Raw genomic sequence first — 19,248 nt, forward strand, 5'->3', positions numbered from 1 at the left:
TAAATGTACTCTTGTCCGACGATTTGACAAGATGAAAACTTCATTACCTCTCCAGATTACATCTGAATATGAGGACAAGAGAAATGAAAAAACATGCTATTGCAGTAATGATGATCGCCGTATTTTCTGAGTCGGCTTATGCGGAGTCTACCTTATTTATTCCGGACGTCTCTCCTGAGAGCGTCACGACATCCCTTTCCGTGGGAGTGTTAAATGGTAAATCCAGGGAGCTGGTTTATGATACCGACACCGGGCGGAAGCTGAGTCAACTGGACTGGAAAATAAAAAATGTCGCCACGTTGCAGGGGGATTTATCATGGGAACCCTATTCGTTCATGACGCTGGACGCCCGCGGCTGGACGTCTTTGGCGTCGGGATCGGGTCATATGGTTGACCATGACTGGATGAGCAGTGAGCAGCCAGGCTGGACCGATCGTTCAATTCATCCGGACACCAGCGTCAACTATGCTAATGAATACGATTTGAACGTGAAAGGTTGGTTATTGCAGGGCGATAACTACAAGGCGGGCGTAACAGCGGGCTATCAGGAAACCCGTTTTAGCTGGACGGCAAGAGGCGGGTCTTATATTTATGATAATGGTCGATATATTGGTAATTTTCCTCATGGCGTGCGCGGCATAGGTTATAGCCAGCGTTTCGAAATGCCCTATATCGGGCTGGCGGGTGATTATCGTATTAATGACTTTGAGTGTAATGTACTGTTTAAATACAGCGACTGGGTAAATGCGCATGATAATGACGAACACTACATGCGCAAACTTACCTTCCGTGAAAAAACGGAAAATTCACGATATTATGGCGCTTCTATTGACGCCGGATATTATATTACCAGTAATGCAAAAATCTTTGCTGAGTTTGCTTACAGTAAATATGAAGAAGGTAAGGGCGGTACGCAAATCATAGATAAAACCAGCGGTGATACGGCGTATTTTGGTGGCGATGCCGCAGGTATAGCTAATAATAACTATACGGTTACCGCGGGGTTGCAGTACCGCTTCTAGACCACATCGGGATGTCATCGGTCATAACCGGCCGATGACGACTTTTTGCTGAACGTATGGCATGTCCGGTGATATTGCATAGGGGCAATAAAAGCAACATGAAAGGGGAACCGCTCGAAAGGCTATGCAGCAAGAAGAGAATGTCCTGGGTATCAATGGTGTCCCCTGCAGGAATCGAACCTGCAACTAGCCCTTAGGAGGGGCTCGTTATATCCATTTAACTAAGGGGACAACGCGGCGCCAGTATAGCGTTTTTTATTCGCCGGAGTAAGTGTAGCGCCGCCTGACTGGTTAAAGCGTCGCCACTCAGCGCTGTTTTTCCGCTTTTTTCCGCTCCCGTTCCAGGCGTTCGCCGCGTAGCCTCGCTTCTTCCTTACGCTTATTGCTCATATCGTTGCGGATCTGCGCGTGGCTCATCAATGCGAAAATAAAGGTGCCGCCGCAGATATTTCCGGCAAGTGTGGGAAGGGCGAAGGGCCAGAGAAAGTCGCTCCAGGGCAGTGTGCCGTTGAAAACCAAATACAAAATTTCAACGGAACCGACGACAATATGGGTGGTATCGCCCAGCGCGATAAGCCAGGTCATCAAAATAATGACCACAATTTTTGCCCCGCCTGCAGCAGGAAACATCCATACCATTGTGGCGATGATCCAGCCAGAGATAATCGCGTTGGCAAACATCTCCGTTGGGCTATTTTTCATGACCTCCATACCAATTTTGACAAAGGCGTCGCGGGTCTCTTCATCAAATATAGGCATATATTCAAATGCCCACGCCGCAACCCCGGTGCCAATAAGGTTGCCCAATAAGACTACGCCCCATAAGCGCATCAGCAGGCCAACGTTACTCAGAGTGGGATTTTGCATTACCGGCAATACGGCAGTAACGGTATTTTCAGTAAATAATTGCTGGCGGGCCATGATGACAATGATAAAACCAAAGGTATAGCCGAGATTTTCCAGTAAAAAGCCGCCGGGAACGCCTTCAAGCTGCACGTGGAAAATTCCTTTCGCCAGGAGTGATGCCCCCATAGAAAGTCCTGCGGCAATGGCTGACCAGAGCAAAGCCATCGCATCGCGTTCCATCTCTTTTTCACCATCCTGGCGAATATGTTCATGAATCGCCATGGCGCGGGAGGGAAGACGATCTTCATCCACTTCAATCTCTTTACCGCTTTGTTTTTCTTCGCTTTCAACTTCCAGGTCACTGCTGTGCCGGTTAATTTTATCGTCGTTAAGGCTATCCATGATGATCTCTGCTGATTAACACATATTAATAAAGCGTAGCGGTTTTTCATTTACCCAGGCCGGGGCATTCTCCGAAAAAATAAAAATGATCACGCTCGTTTTTATCTGTTTCGTTAGAATAGGGCCGTCACGTTGTTGCGTTACCAGGCTATGCTCAGAGCAATGAGATCGCGCATATAGACATCGTTTGACGTGCTGTTAAAATCGCTCACACCTAAACAGGCGGATACGGTAGCGTTCCGTCATGGATGGCAATCAGCGATAGCCATAATTCACAGGGAGACATCTATGAAGCTTCGCCTGTCGGCGCTGGCGCTGGGAACCACACTGCTGGTCGGGTGTGCGAGTTCCGGTACAGAACAGCAGGGGCGTTCAGACCCATTTGAAGGGTTTAACCGCACCATGTACAACTTCAACTTTAATGTGCTGGACCCGTATGTTGTTCGGCCGGTCGCGGTCGCCTGGCGTGATTATGTTCCACAGCCTGCGCGTAACGGTTTAAGTAATTTCACCGGCAACCTCGAAGAACCGGCGATCATGGTGAACTATTTCCTGCAGGGCGATCCTTATCAGGGTATGGTGCATTTCACCCGTTTCTTCCTGAATACCTTATTAGGGATGGGCGGCTTTATTGACGTCGCGGGAATGGCGAATCCTAAGCTGCAGCGCGTTGAACCGCATCGCTTTGGCAGTACGCTGGGCCATTATGGCGTGGGGTATGGGCCTTATATGCAACTTCCGTTCTACGGCAGCTTCACGCTGCGTGAAGATGGCGGGGATATGGCGGATACCTTGTATCCGGTGCTCTCGTGGTTGACCTGGCCAATGTCCATAGGAAAATGGACTATCGAAGGGATAGAAACCCGCGCGCAGTTGCTGGACTCCGATGGTTTGCTGCGCCAGTCTTCCGATCCTTATATTATGGTGCGCGAGGCGTACTTCCAGCGTCATGACTTTATCGCCAATGGCGGAAAACTCAAGCCGCAGGAAAACCCGAACGCGCAGGCGATTCAGGACGAACTCAAAGAGATCGACTCGGAATAAACGGCAGTAAATAAAAAGGTGAGCGCAATGCTCACCTTTTTGATCCGTTTCAGAAAGAGATTAGAACGCGTAGTTAAAGTTAGTACCGAACAGCCAGGCTTTCCCTTCAGATTCAAACTGATAAGGGCCTTCATTAATTTTCACGCTCTGACCATGCATATAAGAGACGCCAACGTCGACAGACGCATCTTTATTAAAGGCGTAAGTCGTACCGGCGCTCAGCCAGAAACGGTCCTGGTCCGGAATAGAGATAGAACGGTTTTGCGCTGGTACCGGGCTGTCATCGAAGGCGATACCGGTACGGAACGTCCAGTTGTCATCGTAGTAATAGGTGGTGCCCAACGCAATGCGATAAGCGTCTTTAAAGCCTTCATGCTTCTCAAAGAGCGTATCGCCAGCGGTCGATTTTGCCTTCAATTCCTGGAACTGGCTCCAGCTGGTATAGGCCAGGCTATAGTGGATGGCCCACTGTGGCGCCACACGGTTATAACCGGACACTTCCCACATTTCCGGCAGATTCAGCGTCAGGTAGCCTGACTGCGTCGCGCCGCCGGTTGCCGTTGGGATAGGCAGGTTAAAGCGGTTTATAGCGATGGGAAGATCGCTACTGTAGTTGCCTTTAAAGTCAATTTTGACTTCCGAGCGGTAGGTCAGCGCGTAGCGGTTATTTTTATCCAGTTCATAAAGGATACCGGCATTCCAGCCAAAGCCCCACTGATTACCGTTCAGGTGGGCAATCTTGGTGTCGCTGGGAATCTGACCCGCGACCGGCGCCAGCGCCGGATTCTGTGCCGCGACCAACTGGCCTAAATCGCCCGCAAAACGTTCGATTTTTGCACGCGCGTATACCGCATCAAAGCCGAGGCCGAAGCTCCAGGCCTCATTTAAGCGATAAGCGCCGCTTAAATTCAGGTTCATGGTTTCAAGATCGGTCGTACCGCCTACCGAGCCGCCGGCGTATGTGTCGTTAAACTCTGTCGCCAGACCATAGTTAGAGGTAATAGAAGCTCCCCAGCCAAACTGATCGTTAATCGGGGCGACAAAATGGACGTTCGGCACCCAGGCCGTCGGCGCGATGTTATCCGCATCTAACGTCCGACGAGATGGCGATGTCCCGCTAATATTAACATCAGGATCTATATAAACCGCGCCCGCTGAAAACGTCGGGCGGTCAAACATAGTAATTAACGCCGGGTTGCGGCTAACGTTACCCGCATCATCTGCGATTGCGCCTTCACCCGAATAGGCCCGGCCAAGGCCAGAGGAAGAAAATTCGTTTAACTGAAAGCCTGCAGACCAGGCTTGGGTGGAGATGATTGCCACTGCGACTGCGAGAGCAGACTTTGTAAACAGGGTTTTCTGGCTCATGACCATAACCTCATTGATTATTTTTATACAAACTATGTTACATGCTGTAACAGGAGCGCGAAGTGTAGGGTCTGCGGTACGACTTAGAAATCAGACCAGTGGCGAGAGTATAGGTCTGACCAGCTAGAATGTTGCAAGTATGTTTATAAGTTTTTTCAATTGTGATCTTAGAAACGAGATCTGGCTGGCAAAATCGGCGGGCTTAACGGTCACCCGATCGCGCGATTTTTGTTTTAGATCATTTTTAAGTGTGATTTCGGTCACTTAACGCGTTTCCCACCATTAACGACTGGAGAGGCGAATGCCGGGAGCGTAAAATATCCCCATCGTTTATCTGGCACCCTGGGTGCAAATACAGAGGAAATCTACAATGAGTAAATGCAGTGCTGATGAAACCCCGGTTTGCTGCTGTATGGACGTTGGAACCATCATGGACAACTCCGATTGCACCGCGTCATACAGCCGCGTATTCGCTACCCGCGCAGAGGCTGAAGAGACGCTGGCGGCGTTAACCGAAAAAGCGCGTAGCGTGGAGTCTGAACCTTGCCAAATTACGCCAACCTTTATTGAGGAATCCGAAGGCGTTCGTCTGGATATTGATTTTGTTTTCGCCTGCGAAGCAGAAACGCTGATCTTCCAGCTCGGCCTGCGTTAATCCGTTCATTCACGACGCCTCCGTCATCATCTGGCGGAGGCGTTTTCTTTTTTTGTCGCTTCCCTTCACTGTGCCTTAGCTCCCACTTTCTTTTCTCTCTGCTTGGCTAAATGTAAAAAATTGGTTAAGACTGTGATCAGGTCAGACCACTAATTTATTTTTTTACAGGGGAGTACTATGCGTCAGGCTTTACCGTTGGTCACCCGCCAGGGCGATCGCATTGCTATTGTCAGTGGGTTACGAACCCCCTTCGCTCGTCAGGCCACTGCATTTCATGGTATTCCCGCTGTTGATCTCGGCAAGATGGTGGTAGGCGAGCTGCTGGCGCGCAGTGAAATTCCAGCCGATGCCATTGAGCAACTGGTTTTTGGTCAGGTAGTACAAATGCCGGAAGCGCCCAACATTGCGCGCGAAATTGTGCTGGGTACGGGGATGAATGTTCATACCGATGCCTATAGCGTAAGCCGCGCCTGTGCCACCAGTTTTCAGGCGGTAGCGAATGTGGCGGAAAGCCTGATGGCCGGCACGATACGCGCGGGTATCGCTGGCGGCGCGGATTCGTCGTCGGTACTGCCAATAGGCGTGAGTAAAGCCCTGGCGCGGGTACTGGTTGATGTCAATAAAGCCCGGACGACCCGCCAACGGCTGACGCTTTTTTCTCGTCTGCGCTTACGCGACCTGCTGCCCGTTCCTCCCGCCGTTGCTGAGTATTCCACCGGTCTGCGCATGGGCGATACCGCCGAACAGATGGCGAAAACGTATGGTATTACGCGTGAACAGCAGGACGCGCTGGCGCATCGTTCACATCAGCGCGCCGCGCAGGCATGGGCGGAGGGCAAACTGGCGGAAGAAGTGATGACGACCTATGTGCCGCCGTATAAAAACCCCTTTGCAGAAGACAACAACATTCGCGGCACCTCCACGCTGGCGGACTACGCTAAACTGCGTCCGGCTTTTGACAGAAAACATGGCTCCGTGACCGCCGCCAATAGTACACCGCTGACCGACGGCGCTGCCGCCGTTATTCTGATGACCGAATCCCGCGCTAAAGAGCTGGGGCTGCGCCCGCTTGGTTATCTGCGCAGCTACGCCTTTACCGCTATTGATGTCTGGCAGGACATGCTATTGGGGCCGGCCTGGTCAACGCCGCTGGCGCTGGAGCGGGCCGGGTTGACGATGGCCGATCTGACGCTTTTCGACATGCATGAAGCGTTTGCCGCTCAGACTCTGGCGAACTTACAACTGCTGGGCAGCGAACGATTTGCCCGTGAGGTGCTTGGTCGTGCGCAGGCGACAGGGGAGGTGGATGACGCTAAATTCAACGTGCTTGGCGGCTCAATCGCCTACGGGCATCCTTTTGCCGCAACGGGCGCGCGGATGATAACCCAAACGTTGCATGAATTACGGCGTCGGGGCGGAGGTTTTGGCTTGGTCACGGCCTGCGCGGCTGGCGGTCTTGGCGCGGCGATGGTTCTGGAGGCGGAATAATGACTACCACATCAGCTTTTATACTTAACGTGCGTCTGGATAATGTCGCGGTTGTCGCTATTGATGTCCCTGGAGAAAAGGTGAACACCCTGAAAGCGGAGTTTGCCGCGCAGGTACGCGCCATCCTGAAGCAGATCCGGGAAAATAAAGCGTTGCAGGGCGTTGTTTTTATCTCAGCCAAAGCAGATAACTTTATTGCTGGCGCTGATATCAACATGATAGGTCACTGCCAAAATGCGCAGGAAGCGGAAACGCTGGCGCGTCAGGGGCAACAACTGATGGCGGAGATCCAGGCGTTGCCTGTTCCGGTTATCGCCGCCATTCATGGCGCCTGTCTGGGGGGCGGCCTTGAAATGGCGCTGGCCTGCCATCGACGTATCTGTACCGACGACGTTAAAACTATTCTCGGACTGCCGGAGGTACAGTTAGGGCTTTTACCGGGATCGGGCGGAACGCAGCGTCTTCCGCGGCTGGTGGGGGTCAGTACCGCGCTGGATATGATCCTGACAGGTAAACAGCTTCGCGCCAGACAGGCGCTTAAAGCCGGGCTGGTTGATGATGTGGTGCCGCAAACTATTTTACTGGAAGCGGCTGTCGAGCTGGCTAAAAAAGAACGCCTGGCGCAACGGACATTACCGGTCCGGGAACGTATCCTGGCGGGGCCGCTGGGGCGCGCGCTGTTATTTCGCCTGGTGCGTAAAAAGACGGCGCAAAAAACGCAGGGTAATTATCCGGCGACGGAGCGGATCATTGATGTGATTGAAACGGGACTGGCGCAGGGCAGCAGTAGCGGCTATGACGCGGAAGCGCGCGCTTTCGGCGAGCTGGCGATGACGCCTCAATCGCAGGCGCTGCGCGCTATTTTCTTTGCCAGTACCGAGGTGAAAAAAGATCCCGGTAGCGATGCGCCGCCCGGCCCGCTGAACAGCGTGGGCATCTTAGGCGGCGGATTAATGGGTGGCGGTATCGCCTGGGTTACGGCCTGTAAAGGCGGATTGCCAGTACGAATTAAGGATATAAATACTCAGGGGATCAATCATGCTCTGAAGTACAGCTGGGATCTGCTTGAAACAAAAGTACGCCGCCGCCATATCAAAGCCAGCGAACGCGATAAACAATTGGCGTTGATATCAGGTTCGACAGATTATCGTGGTTTCAGTCATCGTGATCTGATCATTGAAGCGGTGTTTGAAGATCTGCCGTTAAAACAACAGATGGTGGCGGAAGTGGAACAAAATTGCGCTGCTCACACCATTTTTGCCTCCAATACTTCTTCCCTGCCGATTGGCGATATTGCGGCGAATGCGGCCAGACCGGAACAGGTGATTGGATTGCACTTTTTTAGCCCGGTCGAGAAAATGCCGCTGGTTGAGGTCATTCCTCACGCGTCTACTTCCGCGCAGACCATCGCCACGACCGTTAAGCTGGCGAAAAAACAGGGTAAAACCCCGATAGTCGTCAGCGATAAAGCCGGGTTTTATGTTAACCGAATTCTTGCGCCATATATCAATGAGGCGATTCGGATGCTGACTGAAGGCGAACGTGTCGAACATATTGACGCCGCCCTGGTAAAATTTGGTTTTCCGGTGGGGCCAATCCAACTTTTGGATGAGGTAGGAATCGACACGGGCACTAAAATTATTCCTGTGCTTGAGGCGGCGTATGGAGAACGTTTTAGCGCGCCTGCAAATGTTGTCGCTTCAATTTTGAATGACGATCGCAAAGGTAGAAAAAATGGCCGCGGTTTCTATCTTTATGGCGAAAAAGGGCGTAAAAGCAAAAAACAGGTTGACCCTGCTATTTATAAGCTTATTGGCGTGCAAGGGCAGAGTCGACTATCTGCGCAGCAGGTGGCAGAGCGCTGTGTCATGTTAATGCTTAACGAAGCGGCGCGCTGTTTCGACGAAAAAGTGATTCGCAGCGCGCGCGATGGCGATATTGGCGCCGTGTTTGGTATCGGTTTTCCGCCGTTCCTCGGTGGCCCGTTCCGCTATATGGATGCTCTCGGGCCGGGTGAAATGGTGGCGACATTACAGCGCCTGGCCGCACTTTACGGTCCTCGTTACGCGCCTTGTGAACAATTAGTGCGCATGGCGGAGCGCAGGGAGCATTTCTGGACGAATGGGGAAACTGACCAGGGAAATTGAGGTCAAAGAGAATATGAATCCGCACTGAATGCCTCCTTAATGGCGAAATAATAATCAAGGATTGACTATACTTACGCCATTGAGGTAAAAAACAGCGTTTCATTCGGTGAATGGATAAGGCACAATGCCGGCCACCGCATTTTTGCCGCAGCCAATAGGGGCATGTGGTAAGCGTGTTGGTGAAACTGGTTAACAAAAGCGGTGCAATATGCAAGTTTTTATCATGCGTCACGGCGACGCAGCCCTCGATGCCGCCAGTGATTCGGTTCGTCCCTTGACCCCTTGTGGGTGTGACGAGTCTCGCCTGATGGCGAACTGGCTGAAAGGTCAAAAAGTGGATATCGAACGTGTTCTGGTGAGTCCGTTTCTTCGGGCCGAACAGACGTTAGATGTGGTCGGCGATTGTATGAATCTGCCGGCTCAGGTGGATGTCCTGCCGGAGCTAACGCCCTGTGGCGATGTCGGTCTGGTCAGCGCCTACCTCCAGGCGCTGGCCAATGAAGAGATCGGATCGGTGCTGGTGATCTCTCACTTACCTCTGGTCGGATACCTGGTATCTGAGCTTTGTCCGGGCGAAACGCCGCCGATGTTCACGACGTCCGCAATTGCCAACGTTACGCTTGATGTAAGCGGCAAGGGGACATTCAACTGGCAAATGAGTCCCTGCAATCTGAAAATGGCGAAAGCGATTTAATCTTTGCTGCCTGATGGCGCTTCGCTTATCAGGCCTACGACAGCGCTGGCTGTTCGTAGGCTGGATAAGCCGCTTGCGCCGCCATCCGGCAATTCCGCATCAGGGTAATTCGGGCGGTTGCCACTCTTCCACTTCAATCAACACCAGCAGCGCGGCGTCGCCGCCGTACTCTTTTGGTGCCTGATGAAAGGCCATCACATGCGGATGCTGCGCCAGCCATAACGGCGTTTGCTGTTTCAGAATATGTTTACCGTGTCCATGCATGACGCAGGCGCAAAAAATATGTTCCCGACGGCAGGCGGCAATTAGCGCTCCCAATTCCTGCTTGGCCTGAAGCTGCGTTAAGCCGTGTAAATCCAGAAACAGTTCTGGCGAATAGTCGCCGCGGCGCATTTTTTTTAGCTCGAAATGGCTGACATCTTCACGGACATACTTTACCGGCCCTTCCGTATTGAGCAGCGGCTGGAACTCATCAGAAAAATAGTGGCTGGCGTCCGCCTGTTCCTGAATTAACCTTCGGGTAGGGACTTCCGTGATTTTCTTGCGCAGTGGCCGATGGACGATAGTATCCTGTTTAATCTTTCGGGTGCCGACCATCAGCTGACGGAACAGCGCCTGGTCCTCCTCGCTGAGCGATGTTTTCTTTTTCATTCGTGGGTCTCGTCTGATCTTTTGCCTTAGTTTACCCGACCCGGAGGATATCCGAACGGTCAAAACGGATTTTTCGTATTCTCCCGCCGCGTCAATGCTGATTTATCCCTGTCTTCGTGGCAAACTAGCCGCCGAATTTAATGCGAGCATGCCCTGGAGGAATACGTGGATAAAATTTTCGTCGATGAAGCAGTAAGTGAACTGCATACCATTCAGGACATGTTGCGCTGGGCGGTAAGCCGCTTTAGCGCGGCGAATATCTGGTATGGACACGGTACCGATAACCCGTGGGATGAAGCGGTGCAACTGGTGTTGCCGTCTCTTTATCTGCCGCTGGATATTCCGGAAGATATGCGGACCGCGCGGCTGACGTCCAGCGAAAAACACCGCATTGTCGAGCGAGTGATTCGTCGCATTAACGAGCGTATCCCGGTCGCCTATCTGACCAATAAAGCCTGGTTCTGCGGCCACGAATTTTATGTCGATGAGCGCGTGCTGGTGCCGCGTTCGCCGATTGGCGAGCTGATTAATAACCACTTCGCCGGCCTTATTAGCCAACAGCCGAAATATATTCTGGATATGTGTACCGGTAGCGGCTGCATCGCCATCGCCTGTGCTTATGCTTTCCCGGACGCAGAGGTTGATGCGGTCGATATTTCGCCGGATGCGCTGGCTGTCGCCGAGCATAACATTGAAGAACACGGTCTTATCCATCACGTGACGCCAATCCGTTCCGATCTGTTCCGCGATCTGCCGAAAGTTCAGTACGATCTGATTGTCACTAACCCGCCTTATGTCGATGCGGAGGATATGTCCGATCTGCCGAACGAATATCGCCACGAACCTGAGCTGGGGCTGGCGTCCGGCACTGACGGCCTAAAATTGACCCGCCGTATCCTGGGAAATGCGCCGGATTATCTGTCCGATGACGGCGTTCTGATTTGTGAAGTCGGAAACAGCATGGTACATCTGATGGAGCAGTATCCGGATGTGCCGTTCACCTGGCTGGAGTTTGACAACGGCGGCGATGGCGTCTTTATGTTGACCAAAGCGCAGTTGCTCGCGGCCCGTGAACATTTCAATATTTATAAAGATTAAAACACGCAAACGACAACAACGATAACGGAGCCGTGATGGCAGGAAACACAATTGGACAACTCTTTCGCGTAACCACTTTCGGCGAATCACACGGGCTGGCGCTTGGGTGTATCGTCGATGGCGTGCCGCCCGGCATCCCGTTAACGGAGGCCGATCTGCAGCACGATCTCGACAGACGCCGCCCCGGCACCTCGCGCTATACTACCCAGCGCCGCGAACCGGATCAGGTAAAAATTCTCTCCGGCGTGTTTGATGGCGTGACGACCGGCACCAGCATTGGCCTGCTGATTGAAAACACCGATCAGCGCTCGCAGGACTACAGCGCGATTAAAGATGTTTTTCGTCCGGGACACGCGGATTATACCTATGAGCAGAAATACGGCCTGCGCGATTACCGTGGCGGTGGACGTTCTTCCGCGCGTGAAACCGCGATGCGCGTAGCGGCAGGGGCGATCGCCAAGAAATACCTGGCGGAAAAGTTCGGCATCGAAATCCGCGGCTGCCTGACCCAGATGGGCGACATTCCGCTGGAGATTAAAGACTGGCGTCAGGTTGAGCTTAATCCGTTCTTTTGTCCCGATGCGGACAAACTTGACGCGCTGGACGAACTGATGCGCGCGCTGAAAAAAGAGGGTGACTCCATCGGCGCGAAAGTGACGGTGATGGCGAGCGGCGTGCCGGCAGGGCTTGGCGAACCGGTATTTGACCGACTGGATGCGGACATCGCCCATGCGCTGATGAGCATCAATGCGGTGAAAGGCGTGGAGATCGGCGAAGGATTTAACGTGGTGGCGCTGCGCGGCAGCCAGAATCGCGATGAAATCACGGCGCAGGGTTTTCAGAGCAACCACGCTGGCGGCATCCTCGGTGGCATCAGTAGCGGGCAACACATTGTGGCGCATATGGCGCTGAAGCCTACCTCCAGCATTACCGTGCCGGGACGTACGATCAACCGGATGGGTGAAGAAGTCGAGATGATCACCAAAGGGCGCCACGATCCGTGTGTGGGGATTCGCGCAGTGCCGATCGCAGAAGCCATGCTGGCGATCGTGCTGATGGATCACCTGCTGCGCCATCGGGCACAGAATGCGGATGTAAAGACAGAGATTCCACGCTGGTAAGAAATGAAAAAAACCGCGATTGCGCTGCTGGCATGGTTTGTCAGTAGCGCCAGCCTGGCGGCGACGCCGTGGCAGAAAATAACTCATCCTGTCCCCGGCGCAGCCCAGTCTATCGGTAGCTTTGCCAACGGATGCATCATTGGCGCCGACACGTTGCCGGTACAGTCCGATAATTATCAGGTGATGCGCACCGATCAGCGCCGTTATTTCGGCCACCCGGATCTGGTCATGTTTATCCAGCGGTTGAGTCATCAGGCGCAGCAACGGGGGCTCGGAACCGTCCTGATAGGCGACATGGGGATGCCTGCCGGAGGCCGCTTTAATGGCGGACACGCCAGTCATCAGACCGGGCTTGATGTGGATATTTTCTTGCAGTTGCCGAAAACGCGCTGGAGCCAGGCGCAGCTATTGCGCCCGCAGGCGTTAGATCTGGTGTCCCGCGACGGTAAACATGTTGTGCCGTCGCGCTGGTCGTCGGATATCGCCAGTCTGATCAAACTGGCGGCACAAGACAATGACGTCACCCGTATTTTCGTCAATCCGGCTATTAAACAACAGCTTTGCCTCGATGCCGGAAACGATCGTGACTGGCTACGTAAAGTACGCCCCTGGTTCCAGCATCGCGCGCATATGCACGTGCGTTTACGCTGCCCTGCCGACAGCCTGGAGTGCGAAGATCAACCTTTACCCCCGCCGGGTGATGGATGCGGCGCTGAACTGCAAAGCTGGTTCGAACCGCCAAAACCTGGCACCACAAAGCCTGAGAAGAAGACACCGCCGCCGTTGCCGCCTTCCTGCCAGGCGCTACTGGATGAGCATGTACTCTGATGGACAATTTTTATGATCTGTTTATGGTCTCCCCGCTGCTGCTGGTGGTGCTGTTTTTTGTCGCCGTACTGGCAGGATTTATCGATTCTATCGCCGGGGGCGGAGGGCTGCTCACTATCCCTGCGCTGATGGCCGCCGGGATGTCGCCGGCAAACGCGCTGGCGACCAATAAATTACAGGCGTGCGGCGGCTCCCTCTCGTCTTCGCTCTATTTTATTCGCCGTAAAGTGGTAAACCTGGCGGAGCAAAAGCTCAATATTCTGATGACGTTCATTGGCTCGATGAGCGGCGCGCTGCTGGTGCAGCACGTGCAGGCGGATATTTTGCGCCAGATCTTGCCCATCCTGGTGATTTTCATCGGCCTCTATTTTTTATTGATGCCGAAGCTGGGCGAGGAAGATCGCCAGCGTCGCCTGTATGGATTACCGTTCGCGCTGATAGCCGGGGGATGCGTCGGGTTTTACGACGGCTTTTTCGGGCCTGCCGCCGGGTCGTTTTACGCTCTGGCGTTTGTCACCTTATGTGGCTATAACCTGGCGAAATCCACGGCACATGCCAAAGTGCTTAACGCTACCTCCAACGTTGGCGGCCTGCTGTTATTTATCATCGGCGGCAAAGTGATCTGGGCGACGGGCTTTGTGATGCTGGTTGGTCAGTTTTTAGGGGCGCGAATGGGGTCGCGTCTAGTGTTGAGCAAAGGCCAAAAGCTTATCAGACCGATGATCGTTATTGTCTCGGCGGTAATGAGCGCCAGGTTACTTTATGATAGCCACGGACAGGAGATCCTCCAATGGTTGGGGATGAACTAATGAACAGTACGCACCATTACGAACAGTTAATTGAGATTTTTAACGGCTGCTTTGCCGAAGAATTTAATACCCGTCTGATTAAAGGCGACGACGAACCGATCTATCTTCCTGCTGACGCGCAGGTACCGTATCACCGCATCGTCTTTGCGCATGGGTTTTACGCCAGCGCGCTGCATGAGATTTCTCACTGGTGTATCGCCGGCAAGGCGCGCCGCGAACTGGTTGACTTTGGTTACTGGTACTGCCCGGACGGACGCGACGCGCAGACTCAAAGTCAATTCGAAGACGTGGAGGTGAAGCCACAGGCTTTCGACTGGTTATTTTGCGTGGCGGCGGGGTATCCCTTTAACGTCAGTTGCGACAATCTGGAAGGCGATATTGAGCCGGATCGCGTGGCGTTTCAGCGCCGGGTTCATGCGCAGGTAATGGCGTATCTGGAGCAGGGCATTCCTGAACGTCCGGCCCGCTTCATCAAAGCGCTACAGAATTACTATCACACGCCCGAACTTAAGGCGGAACAGTTCCCGTGGCCGGAAGCGCTTAATTAAAGCCAGCGCCACGTTTACAATGAGGAAAGAAGATGATCGCGGAGTTTGAATCACGCATTCTGGCATTAATTGACGATATGGTAGAGCACGCCAGCGACGATGAGCTTTTTGCCAGTGGATACCTGCGTGGCCACCTGACGTTAGCCATTGCCGAGCTGGAGAGCGGTGATGACCACTCCGTCGAGGCGGTCTATGCCAACGTTAGCCAAAGTCTGGAAAAAGCGATCGGCGCCGGCGAACTGTCGCCGCGCGATCAGGCGTTAGTCAAAGCGATGTGGGACAATTTGTTCGACAAGGCAAAACAATAACGCCGTGGGCCGGAAGGCGACGCTTGCCGCCTTCCGCTATTGACTGACCCATTACTTCACCGCTTTTCCCTTCAATAACTTTCTCACCCATAACCGATTCGGATTTAACGCCGCCAGCGTACCGGCATCCAGTGGAATCGGCTCGTTACTCATCTGCGCCGCCAGAATTTCTGCGCATAATGGCGCTGAGCACAAACCGCGCGATCCCAGCGCGCCGAGCATAAATAAACCTGGATACACAGGCGCAGGCGCCGCCGACGTTTTATTATCGGCTAAATCGGCGTAATGCGTCAGCGTGGCGTGGTAATCCGGGACATTGCCCACCATCGGCAGATGGTCGCGGGTGGCGCAACGCACGCCGCAACGGGCGCTGTTGCCGCTAACGTCAACCTCTGTGGCCCATTTCGCATCCGGAAAACAGTCAAGCAGACGCTGTCGGTTCTGACGCTGATCTTCTTCGCGCCAGACGGTGCTTTCATCGCCCCGGTGATAGCTGGCGCCAATACAGTGCTGCTGATTATGCGGATTTTGCGGCGTCAGATAGCCGTCGTAGCATAACACCTGACGCAACGCCGAGAGGGCGGGGGTGGTGGGAATATGACTGACCTGCCCCCCGACGGCATAAACTGGCAGCGGCCGGGTCTGATCAAAACGGTTAATCTGATGGCCGTTCGCCAGGACGACGGTCTCATGGCTGGCGGTTTCACCTGACGTAAAGCGCAGTTGCCAGCGCGACTCCTGCGCAACGAGCGACGTGAGCGTATGGCAAAAGCGCATTTGTAAACCCTGTTCGGTCGCCAGTGCGATGACTGCGCGAGTTAATTGTTCCGGGCACAGCCAGCCGCCTGCCGGATAGGTAATTCCTCCGCAGCGTGTCGTCACGCCAACCGCCTGTTCCGCCTCTTCGGCATTGAGCGCCGAGGCCAGTCCGGCGGGCAGCGCCAGGGACAGCATCTGGGTAATTTTCTGCTGGCTTTTCTCATCCCATCCGAGCTGCGTCACGCCGCACCAGTCATGATCAAAAGAGACGGGCAGGGCATCATACAGGCGACGGGCAAAGGTGAATGCGGTCGGGAAAAAGCGATTAATGGCGGCGTCATGTTTGCTAAGGAGCGGATAAAGCGCGCCCTGTCGATTACCGGAAGCGCCCTGGGCGGGCTGGTCGTCCGCGCAATAGAGGGTCACCTGCCAGCCGCGACGCAGTAACGCCAGTGATAACAGCGCGCTGGCGATGCCGCCGCCAATGATCGCCGTTTCACGTTTTTCGCTTCCGCTGCGGTAAAACCAGGGCGCGGAAAGGGTCGGCATGAGGTGTTGTTCCATCACTCCACAAAGCATCTCGCGTTTACGTCCGAAGCCTTTGCGTTTTTGCATGGTAAAACCGGCTTCCTGTAATCCCCGACGAACGAAACCCGCCGAGGTAAACGTCGCCAGCGTTGCGCCGGGCCGCGCCAGCCGCGCCATCGCGTTAAACAGGTTTGACGTCCACATATCCGGATTTTTCGCCGGGGCAAAACCGTCGAGGAACCAGGCGTCGACTGTTTGATTCAGCGTGGCGTCCAGTTGGTCGGTCAGTTCATTAATATCGCCAAACCACAAATCCAGCGTCACCCGACCCCGATCCAGCAATAGGCGGTGGCATCCCGGGAGCGGCAGCGGCCATTGCGCCTGCAGCTGCTCTGCCCAGGGCGCGAGCTCCGGCCAGTGTTGGTGCGCCAGCGCCAGATCGCCGCGCGTTAACGGGAATTTCTCAAAACTGATGAAATGTAACCTTTGCAGCGTCGCCTGTGGATGCTCAGAACGAAAGCCGTCAAACGCCTGCCACAGCGTCAGGAAGTTGAGTCCGGTGCCAAAACCGCTTTCCGCGACTATAAATAATGGATGTGAATGTACGGGAAATCGCTCCGCAAGACGATTGCCGCCAAGAAAAACGTAGCGTGTCTCTTCGAGTCCATTGTCATTAGAAAAATAGACATCATCAAAATCTCGGGAAACAGGTGTACCCTCAGCGTTAAATTCGAGTGTGGCGGGTTGTATGGCGTATTGTTTCACGTAAGTTACTCGTCTGACGGGCGGTATCGCGATCTTAACGATGTGTGCCTGATGGCGCAAATTTCCTTACTAAATGGCTGATCGGACTTGTTCGGCGTACAAGTGTACGCTATTGTGCCAATCGAAACTTAAAAATAGTGCGAATTACAGAGGTATTGAATGAAACGTGCAGTGATTACTGGCCTGGGCATCGTTTCCAGCATCGGTAATAACCAGCAGGAAGTCCTGGCATCTCTGCGTGAAGGACGTTCAGGGATCACTTTCTCTCAGGAGCTGAAGGACGCCGGCATGCGTAGCCAGGTATGGGGCAACGTAAAACTGGATACCACTGGCCTCATTGACCGCAAAGTCGTGCGCTTTATGAGCGACGCCTCCATCTATGCTTATCTGTCTATGGAGCAGGCAGTGGCCGACGCCGGTCTGGCGCCGGAAGTCTATCAGAATAACCCGCGTGTCGGCCTGATTGCAGGTTCCGGCGGCGGCTCCCCGAAATTCCAGGTCTTTGGCGCAGACGCCATGCGTAGCCCGCGTGGTCTGAAAGCCGTGGGCCCGTATGTGGTGACGAAAGCAATGGCATCCGGCGTTTCCGCCTGCCTCGCTACGCCGTTTAAAATTTATGGCGTGAACTACTCCATTAGCTCCGCTTGCGCGACCTCCGCACACTGTATCGGCAATGCGGTTGAACAGATCCAACTGGGCAAACAGGACATCGTTTTTGCTGGCGGCGGCGAAGAGCTGTGCTGGGAAATGGCCTGTGAGTTCGACGCGATGGGGGCATTGTCCACCAAATATAACGATACGCCTGAAAAAGCGTCCCGTACCTATGATGCGCACCGTGATGGGTTTGTCATCGCAGGCGGTGGCGGTATGGTTGTTGTCGAAGAGCTGGAACACGCTCTGGCGCGCGGCGCGCATATCTATGCGGAAATCGTCGGTTACGGCGCAACATCCGATGGCGCAGACATGGTTGCTCCGTCTGGTGAAGGCGCAGTACGTTGCATGCAGATGGCGATGCACGGCGTAGACACGCCGATCGACTACCTGAACTCTCACGGTACCTCTACTCCGGTAGGCGACGTGAAAGAACTCGGTGCAATCCGTGAAGTGTTTGGCGATAACAGCCCGGCTATCTCCGCGACCAAAGCGATGACCGGCCACTCGCTGGGTGCCGCAGGCGTGCAGGAAGCTATCTACTCTCTGCTGATGCTGGAGCACGGTTTTATCGCGCCGAGTATCAACATCGAAGAGCTGGATGAGCAGGCTGCGGGTCTGGACATCGTGACCGAAACGACCGAGCGTGAACTGACTACTGTAATGTCTAACAGCTTCGGTTTTGGCGGCACCAACGCCACGCTGGTGATGCGTAAGTTGTAAGCCTGACTATTACGTTGTAGTATCAATAATGAAACAGGTCGCTAATGCGACCTGTTTTTTCATTCAGGGAACAACAAATCATATGGATATTCTATAAATGCCAACTAATACATTAGATAAAATTAGGCATAGTTTGAGTTGTGTGGCTGTTTTATTTGGTTTGCTTGGCATTTTTGTTTTTGCCTCATTTTCGCCTTCCTATGCCTGGCTTTATTTGGCAGGTCTGGCTGCGCCTTTTATATATAGTATTGTTTTTGTCTATGCGATTGCCGCCTGGAGTATTTATTCAAAGTATTATCCGTTTTTATCATTGGGCCGCTTATCATTTGTGGAATGTTTTTTTCCGGCGCTGGCCCTGGTGTGCCTTACCGTTCTCTACAATGCTTTTAGTGGCCCGGAACCCTGGATGGCCGAGTTATCAAGGCAATTTTTTCTTCATAAATTTCTTAACACGCTGGCGATGTGCTTTCTGGCTCCTGTGGCGGAGGAAATTATATTCAGAGGGTTTTTATTAAACAGCAGTATCGGTTGGGGTCGGTACTCAAGAGTTTCCGGTATTATTATTACCTCACTCGCTTTTGCATTTATGCATACACAATATCTCTTTGCGGTGACTTTTGTTTATCTGTTTGTTTTTTCATCGATATTATGCGTTGTTCGAATGAGAAGCCGTGGGTTAATGATACCGATAATACTTCATATTTTAAATAATGCCTGGGTTATTTTCGGCTTACTGTTTTCAGCGACGGAATAAGCGCCTGATGCAATAGGCGCTTTAACCTCTCCGGTACGA

The 19,248-nt window shown here is 53.4% G+C and carries 18 protein-coding genes and 1 tRNA gene; 14 read left to right on the forward strand and 5 right to left on the reverse strand.

The features are described 5' to 3' along the window. Window positions 1-83 precede the first annotated feature (83 nt). Window positions 84-1,022, forward strand: a complete 939-nt coding sequence (gene pgtE / locus LCS67_RS06870) for an omptin family outer membrane protease PgtE (RefSeq protein ID WP_000716005.1) — start codon at window positions 84-86, stop codon at window positions 1,020-1,022. A 156-nt stretch (window positions 1,023-1,178) separates the two neighbouring features. On the opposite strand, the gene LCS67_RS06875 is transcribed toward pgtE, so the two are convergent. Both LCS67_RS06875 and LCS67_RS06880 read right to left on the reverse strand, forming a co-directional pair. Beyond that, window positions 1,179-1,253: transfer RNA gene (locus tag LCS67_RS06875), tRNA-Arg, on the reverse strand. Between the two features lie 75 nt (window positions 1,254-1,328). Continuing rightward, window positions 1,329-2,270 carry a formate/nitrite transporter family protein gene (locus LCS67_RS06880; protein ID WP_000377772.1) on the reverse strand — a complete coding sequence of 314 codons (942 nt, stop codon included), beginning with the start codon at window positions 2,268-2,270 and terminating at the stop codon, window positions 1,329-1,331. A gap of 288 nt (window positions 2,271-2,558) precedes the next feature. Here LCS67_RS06880 and mlaA point away from each other — a divergent pair, with 288 nt between their 5' ends. Next, a complete protein-coding gene (gene mlaA / locus LCS67_RS06885; RefSeq protein ID WP_000776787.1) occupies window positions 2,559-3,314 on the forward strand; it encodes a phospholipid-binding lipoprotein MlaA in 756 nt (251 codons plus the stop codon). Window positions 3,315-3,374: 60 nt separating this feature from the next. Here mlaA and fadL read toward each other — a convergent pair whose 3' ends face one another. After that, complete coding sequence (gene fadL / locus LCS67_RS06890; RefSeq protein WP_001518618.1) at window positions 3,375-4,682, reverse strand: long-chain fatty acid transporter FadL; 1,308 nt, start codon at window positions 4,680-4,682, stop codon at window positions 3,375-3,377. 370 nt (window positions 4,683-5,052) lie between these two features. On the opposite strand from fadL, the gene LCS67_RS06895 reads away from it, so the two are divergent. From LCS67_RS06895 to sixA, 4 genes are all read left to right on the forward strand, one after another. After that, on the forward strand, window positions 5,053-5,337 hold the full coding sequence (locus tag LCS67_RS06895; RefSeq protein WP_000030902.1) for a YfcZ/YiiS family protein: 285 nt from the start codon (window positions 5,053-5,055) through the stop codon (window positions 5,335-5,337). A 177-nt stretch (window positions 5,338-5,514) separates the two neighbouring features. Then, window positions 5,515-6,825 carry an acetyl-CoA C-acyltransferase FadI gene (gene fadI, locus LCS67_RS06900; protein ID WP_001248132.1) on the forward strand — a complete coding sequence of 437 codons (1,311 nt, stop codon included), beginning with the start codon at window positions 5,515-5,517 and terminating at the stop codon, window positions 6,823-6,825. Then, a complete protein-coding gene (gene fadJ, locus LCS67_RS06905; RefSeq protein ID WP_023214275.1) occupies window positions 6,825-8,972 on the forward strand; it encodes a fatty acid oxidation complex subunit alpha FadJ in 2,148 nt (715 codons plus the stop codon). The genes fadI and fadJ overlap by 1 nt, the downstream gene beginning before the upstream one ends. A 208-nt stretch (window positions 8,973-9,180) precedes the next feature. Continuing rightward, window positions 9,181-9,666 (forward strand): phosphohistidine phosphatase SixA, encoded by a 486-nt coding sequence (gene sixA / locus LCS67_RS06910; protein WP_001195801.1) that lies wholly within the window; start codon window positions 9,181-9,183, stop codon window positions 9,664-9,666. Window positions 9,667-9,765: 99 nt separating this feature from the next. Here sixA and smrB read toward each other — a convergent pair whose 3' ends face one another. Then, window positions 9,766-10,317, reverse strand: coding sequence for an endonuclease SmrB (gene smrB, locus LCS67_RS06915; protein WP_000730794.1), 552 nt, complete (start codon window positions 10,315-10,317; stop codon window positions 9,766-9,768). A gap of 165 nt (window positions 10,318-10,482) precedes the next feature. Here smrB and prmB point away from each other — a divergent pair, with 165 nt between their 5' ends. From prmB to LCS67_RS06945, 6 genes are read left to right on the forward strand one after another with little or no spacing between them, the layout of a single operon-like run. Further along, window positions 10,483-11,415 (forward strand): 50S ribosomal protein L3 N(5)-glutamine methyltransferase, encoded by a 933-nt coding sequence (gene prmB, locus LCS67_RS06920; RefSeq protein WP_001542329.1) that lies wholly within the window; start codon window positions 10,483-10,485, stop codon window positions 11,413-11,415. Between the two features lie 35 nt (window positions 11,416-11,450). Then, window positions 11,451-12,536, forward strand: coding sequence for a chorismate synthase (aroC, locus tag LCS67_RS06925; protein ID WP_000918457.1), 1,086 nt, complete (start codon window positions 11,451-11,453; stop codon window positions 12,534-12,536). 3 nt (window positions 12,537-12,539) lie between these two features. Continuing rightward, window positions 12,540-13,364: a penicillin-insensitive murein endopeptidase gene (mepA, locus tag LCS67_RS06930; RefSeq protein WP_000750428.1), complete on the forward strand. Its 825-nt coding sequence runs from the start codon at window positions 12,540-12,542 to the stop codon at window positions 13,362-13,364. Continuing rightward, window positions 13,364-14,173: a sulfite exporter TauE/SafE family protein gene (locus LCS67_RS06935; RefSeq protein ID WP_000368600.1), complete on the forward strand. Its 810-nt coding sequence runs from the start codon at window positions 13,364-13,366 to the stop codon at window positions 14,171-14,173. The genes mepA and LCS67_RS06935 overlap by 1 nt, the downstream gene beginning before the upstream one ends. Next, window positions 14,173-14,721, forward strand: coding sequence for an elongation factor P hydroxylase (locus tag LCS67_RS06940; RefSeq protein WP_001089211.1), 549 nt, complete (start codon window positions 14,173-14,175; stop codon window positions 14,719-14,721). The genes LCS67_RS06935 and LCS67_RS06940 overlap by 1 nt, the downstream gene beginning before the upstream one ends. Before the next feature lie 32 nt (window positions 14,722-14,753). Continuing rightward, entirely contained in the window at window positions 14,754-15,029 is a 276-nt protein-coding gene (locus LCS67_RS06945) for a YfcL family protein (protein WP_000559749.1), read from the forward strand. 51 nt (window positions 15,030-15,080) lie between these two features. On the opposite strand, the gene mnmC is transcribed toward LCS67_RS06945, so the two are convergent. Beyond that, window positions 15,081-17,081, reverse strand: a complete 2,001-nt coding sequence (gene mnmC, locus LCS67_RS06950; protein ID WP_000816077.1) for a bifunctional tRNA (5-methylaminomethyl-2-thiouridine)(34)-methyltransferase MnmD/FAD-dependent 5-carboxymethylaminomethyl-2-thiouridine(34) oxidoreductase MnmC — start codon at window positions 17,079-17,081, stop codon at window positions 15,081-15,083. 159 nt (window positions 17,082-17,240) lie between these two features. On the opposite strand from mnmC, the gene fabB reads away from it, so the two are divergent. Both fabB and LCS67_RS06960 read left to right on the forward strand, forming a co-directional pair. Further along, window positions 17,241-18,455: a beta-ketoacyl-ACP synthase I gene (gene fabB, locus LCS67_RS06955; protein WP_000817159.1), complete on the forward strand. Its 1,215-nt coding sequence runs from the start codon at window positions 17,241-17,243 to the stop codon at window positions 18,453-18,455. 97 nt (window positions 18,456-18,552) lie between these two features. After that, window positions 18,553-19,209 carry a CPBP family intramembrane glutamic endopeptidase gene (locus tag LCS67_RS06960; protein ID WP_001142909.1) on the forward strand — a complete coding sequence of 219 codons (657 nt, stop codon included), beginning with the start codon at window positions 18,553-18,555 and terminating at the stop codon, window positions 19,207-19,209. The last annotated feature ends 39 nt before the right edge of the window (window positions 19,210-19,248 follow it).

This window comes from Salmonella sp. A7 (assembly GCF_020181675.1).
Classification (GTDB): Bacteria; Pseudomonadota; Gammaproteobacteria; order Enterobacterales; family Enterobacteriaceae; genus Salmonella; species Salmonella enterica.

Bases quoted from the DNA above. Each gene is read 5' to 3' on its own strand.
- aroC (WP_000918457.1), top strand. From the start codon at position 11,451: ATGGCAGGAAACACAATTGGACAACTCTTTCGCGTAACCACTTTCGGC.
- sixA (WP_001195801.1), top strand. From the start codon at position 9,181: ATGCAAGTTTTTATCATGCGTCACGGCGACGCAGCCCTCGATGCCGCC.
- fabB (WP_000817159.1), top strand. From the start codon at position 17,241: ATGAAACGTGCAGTGATTACTGGCCTGGGCATCGTTTCCAGCATCGGT.
- LCS67_RS06940 (WP_001089211.1), top strand. From the start codon at position 14,173: ATGAACAGTACGCACCATTACGAACAGTTAATTGAGATTTTTAACGGC.
- pgtE (WP_000716005.1), top strand. From the start codon at position 84: ATGAAAAAACATGCTATTGCAGTAATGATGATCGCCGTATTTTCTGAG.
- fadJ (WP_023214275.1), top strand. From the start codon at position 6,825: ATGACTACCACATCAGCTTTTATACTTAACGTGCGTCTGGATAATGTC.
- LCS67_RS06945 (WP_000559749.1), top strand. From the start codon at position 14,754: ATGATCGCGGAGTTTGAATCACGCATTCTGGCATTAATTGACGATATG.
- fadL (WP_001518618.1), bottom strand. From the start codon at position 4,682: ATGAGCCAGAAAACCCTGTTTACAAAGTCTGCTCTCGCAGTCGCAGTG.
- mlaA (WP_000776787.1), top strand. From the start codon at position 2,559: ATGAAGCTTCGCCTGTCGGCGCTGGCGCTGGGAACCACACTGCTGGTC.
- fadI (WP_001248132.1), top strand. From the start codon at position 5,515: ATGCGTCAGGCTTTACCGTTGGTCACCCGCCAGGGCGATCGCATTGCT.
- LCS67_RS06960 (WP_001142909.1), top strand. From the start codon at position 18,553: ATGCCAACTAATACATTAGATAAAATTAGGCATAGTTTGAGTTGTGTG.
- smrB (WP_000730794.1), bottom strand. From the start codon at position 10,317: ATGAAAAAGAAAACATCGCTCAGCGAGGAGGACCAGGCGCTGTTCCGT.
- LCS67_RS06895 (WP_000030902.1), top strand. From the start codon at position 5,053: ATGAGTAAATGCAGTGCTGATGAAACCCCGGTTTGCTGCTGTATGGAC.
- LCS67_RS06880 (WP_000377772.1), bottom strand. From the start codon at position 2,270: ATGGATAGCCTTAACGACGATAAAATTAACCGGCACAGCAGTGACCTG.
- mepA (WP_000750428.1), top strand. From the start codon at position 12,540: ATGAAAAAAACCGCGATTGCGCTGCTGGCATGGTTTGTCAGTAGCGCC.
- LCS67_RS06935 (WP_000368600.1), top strand. From the start codon at position 13,364: ATGGACAATTTTTATGATCTGTTTATGGTCTCCCCGCTGCTGCTGGTG.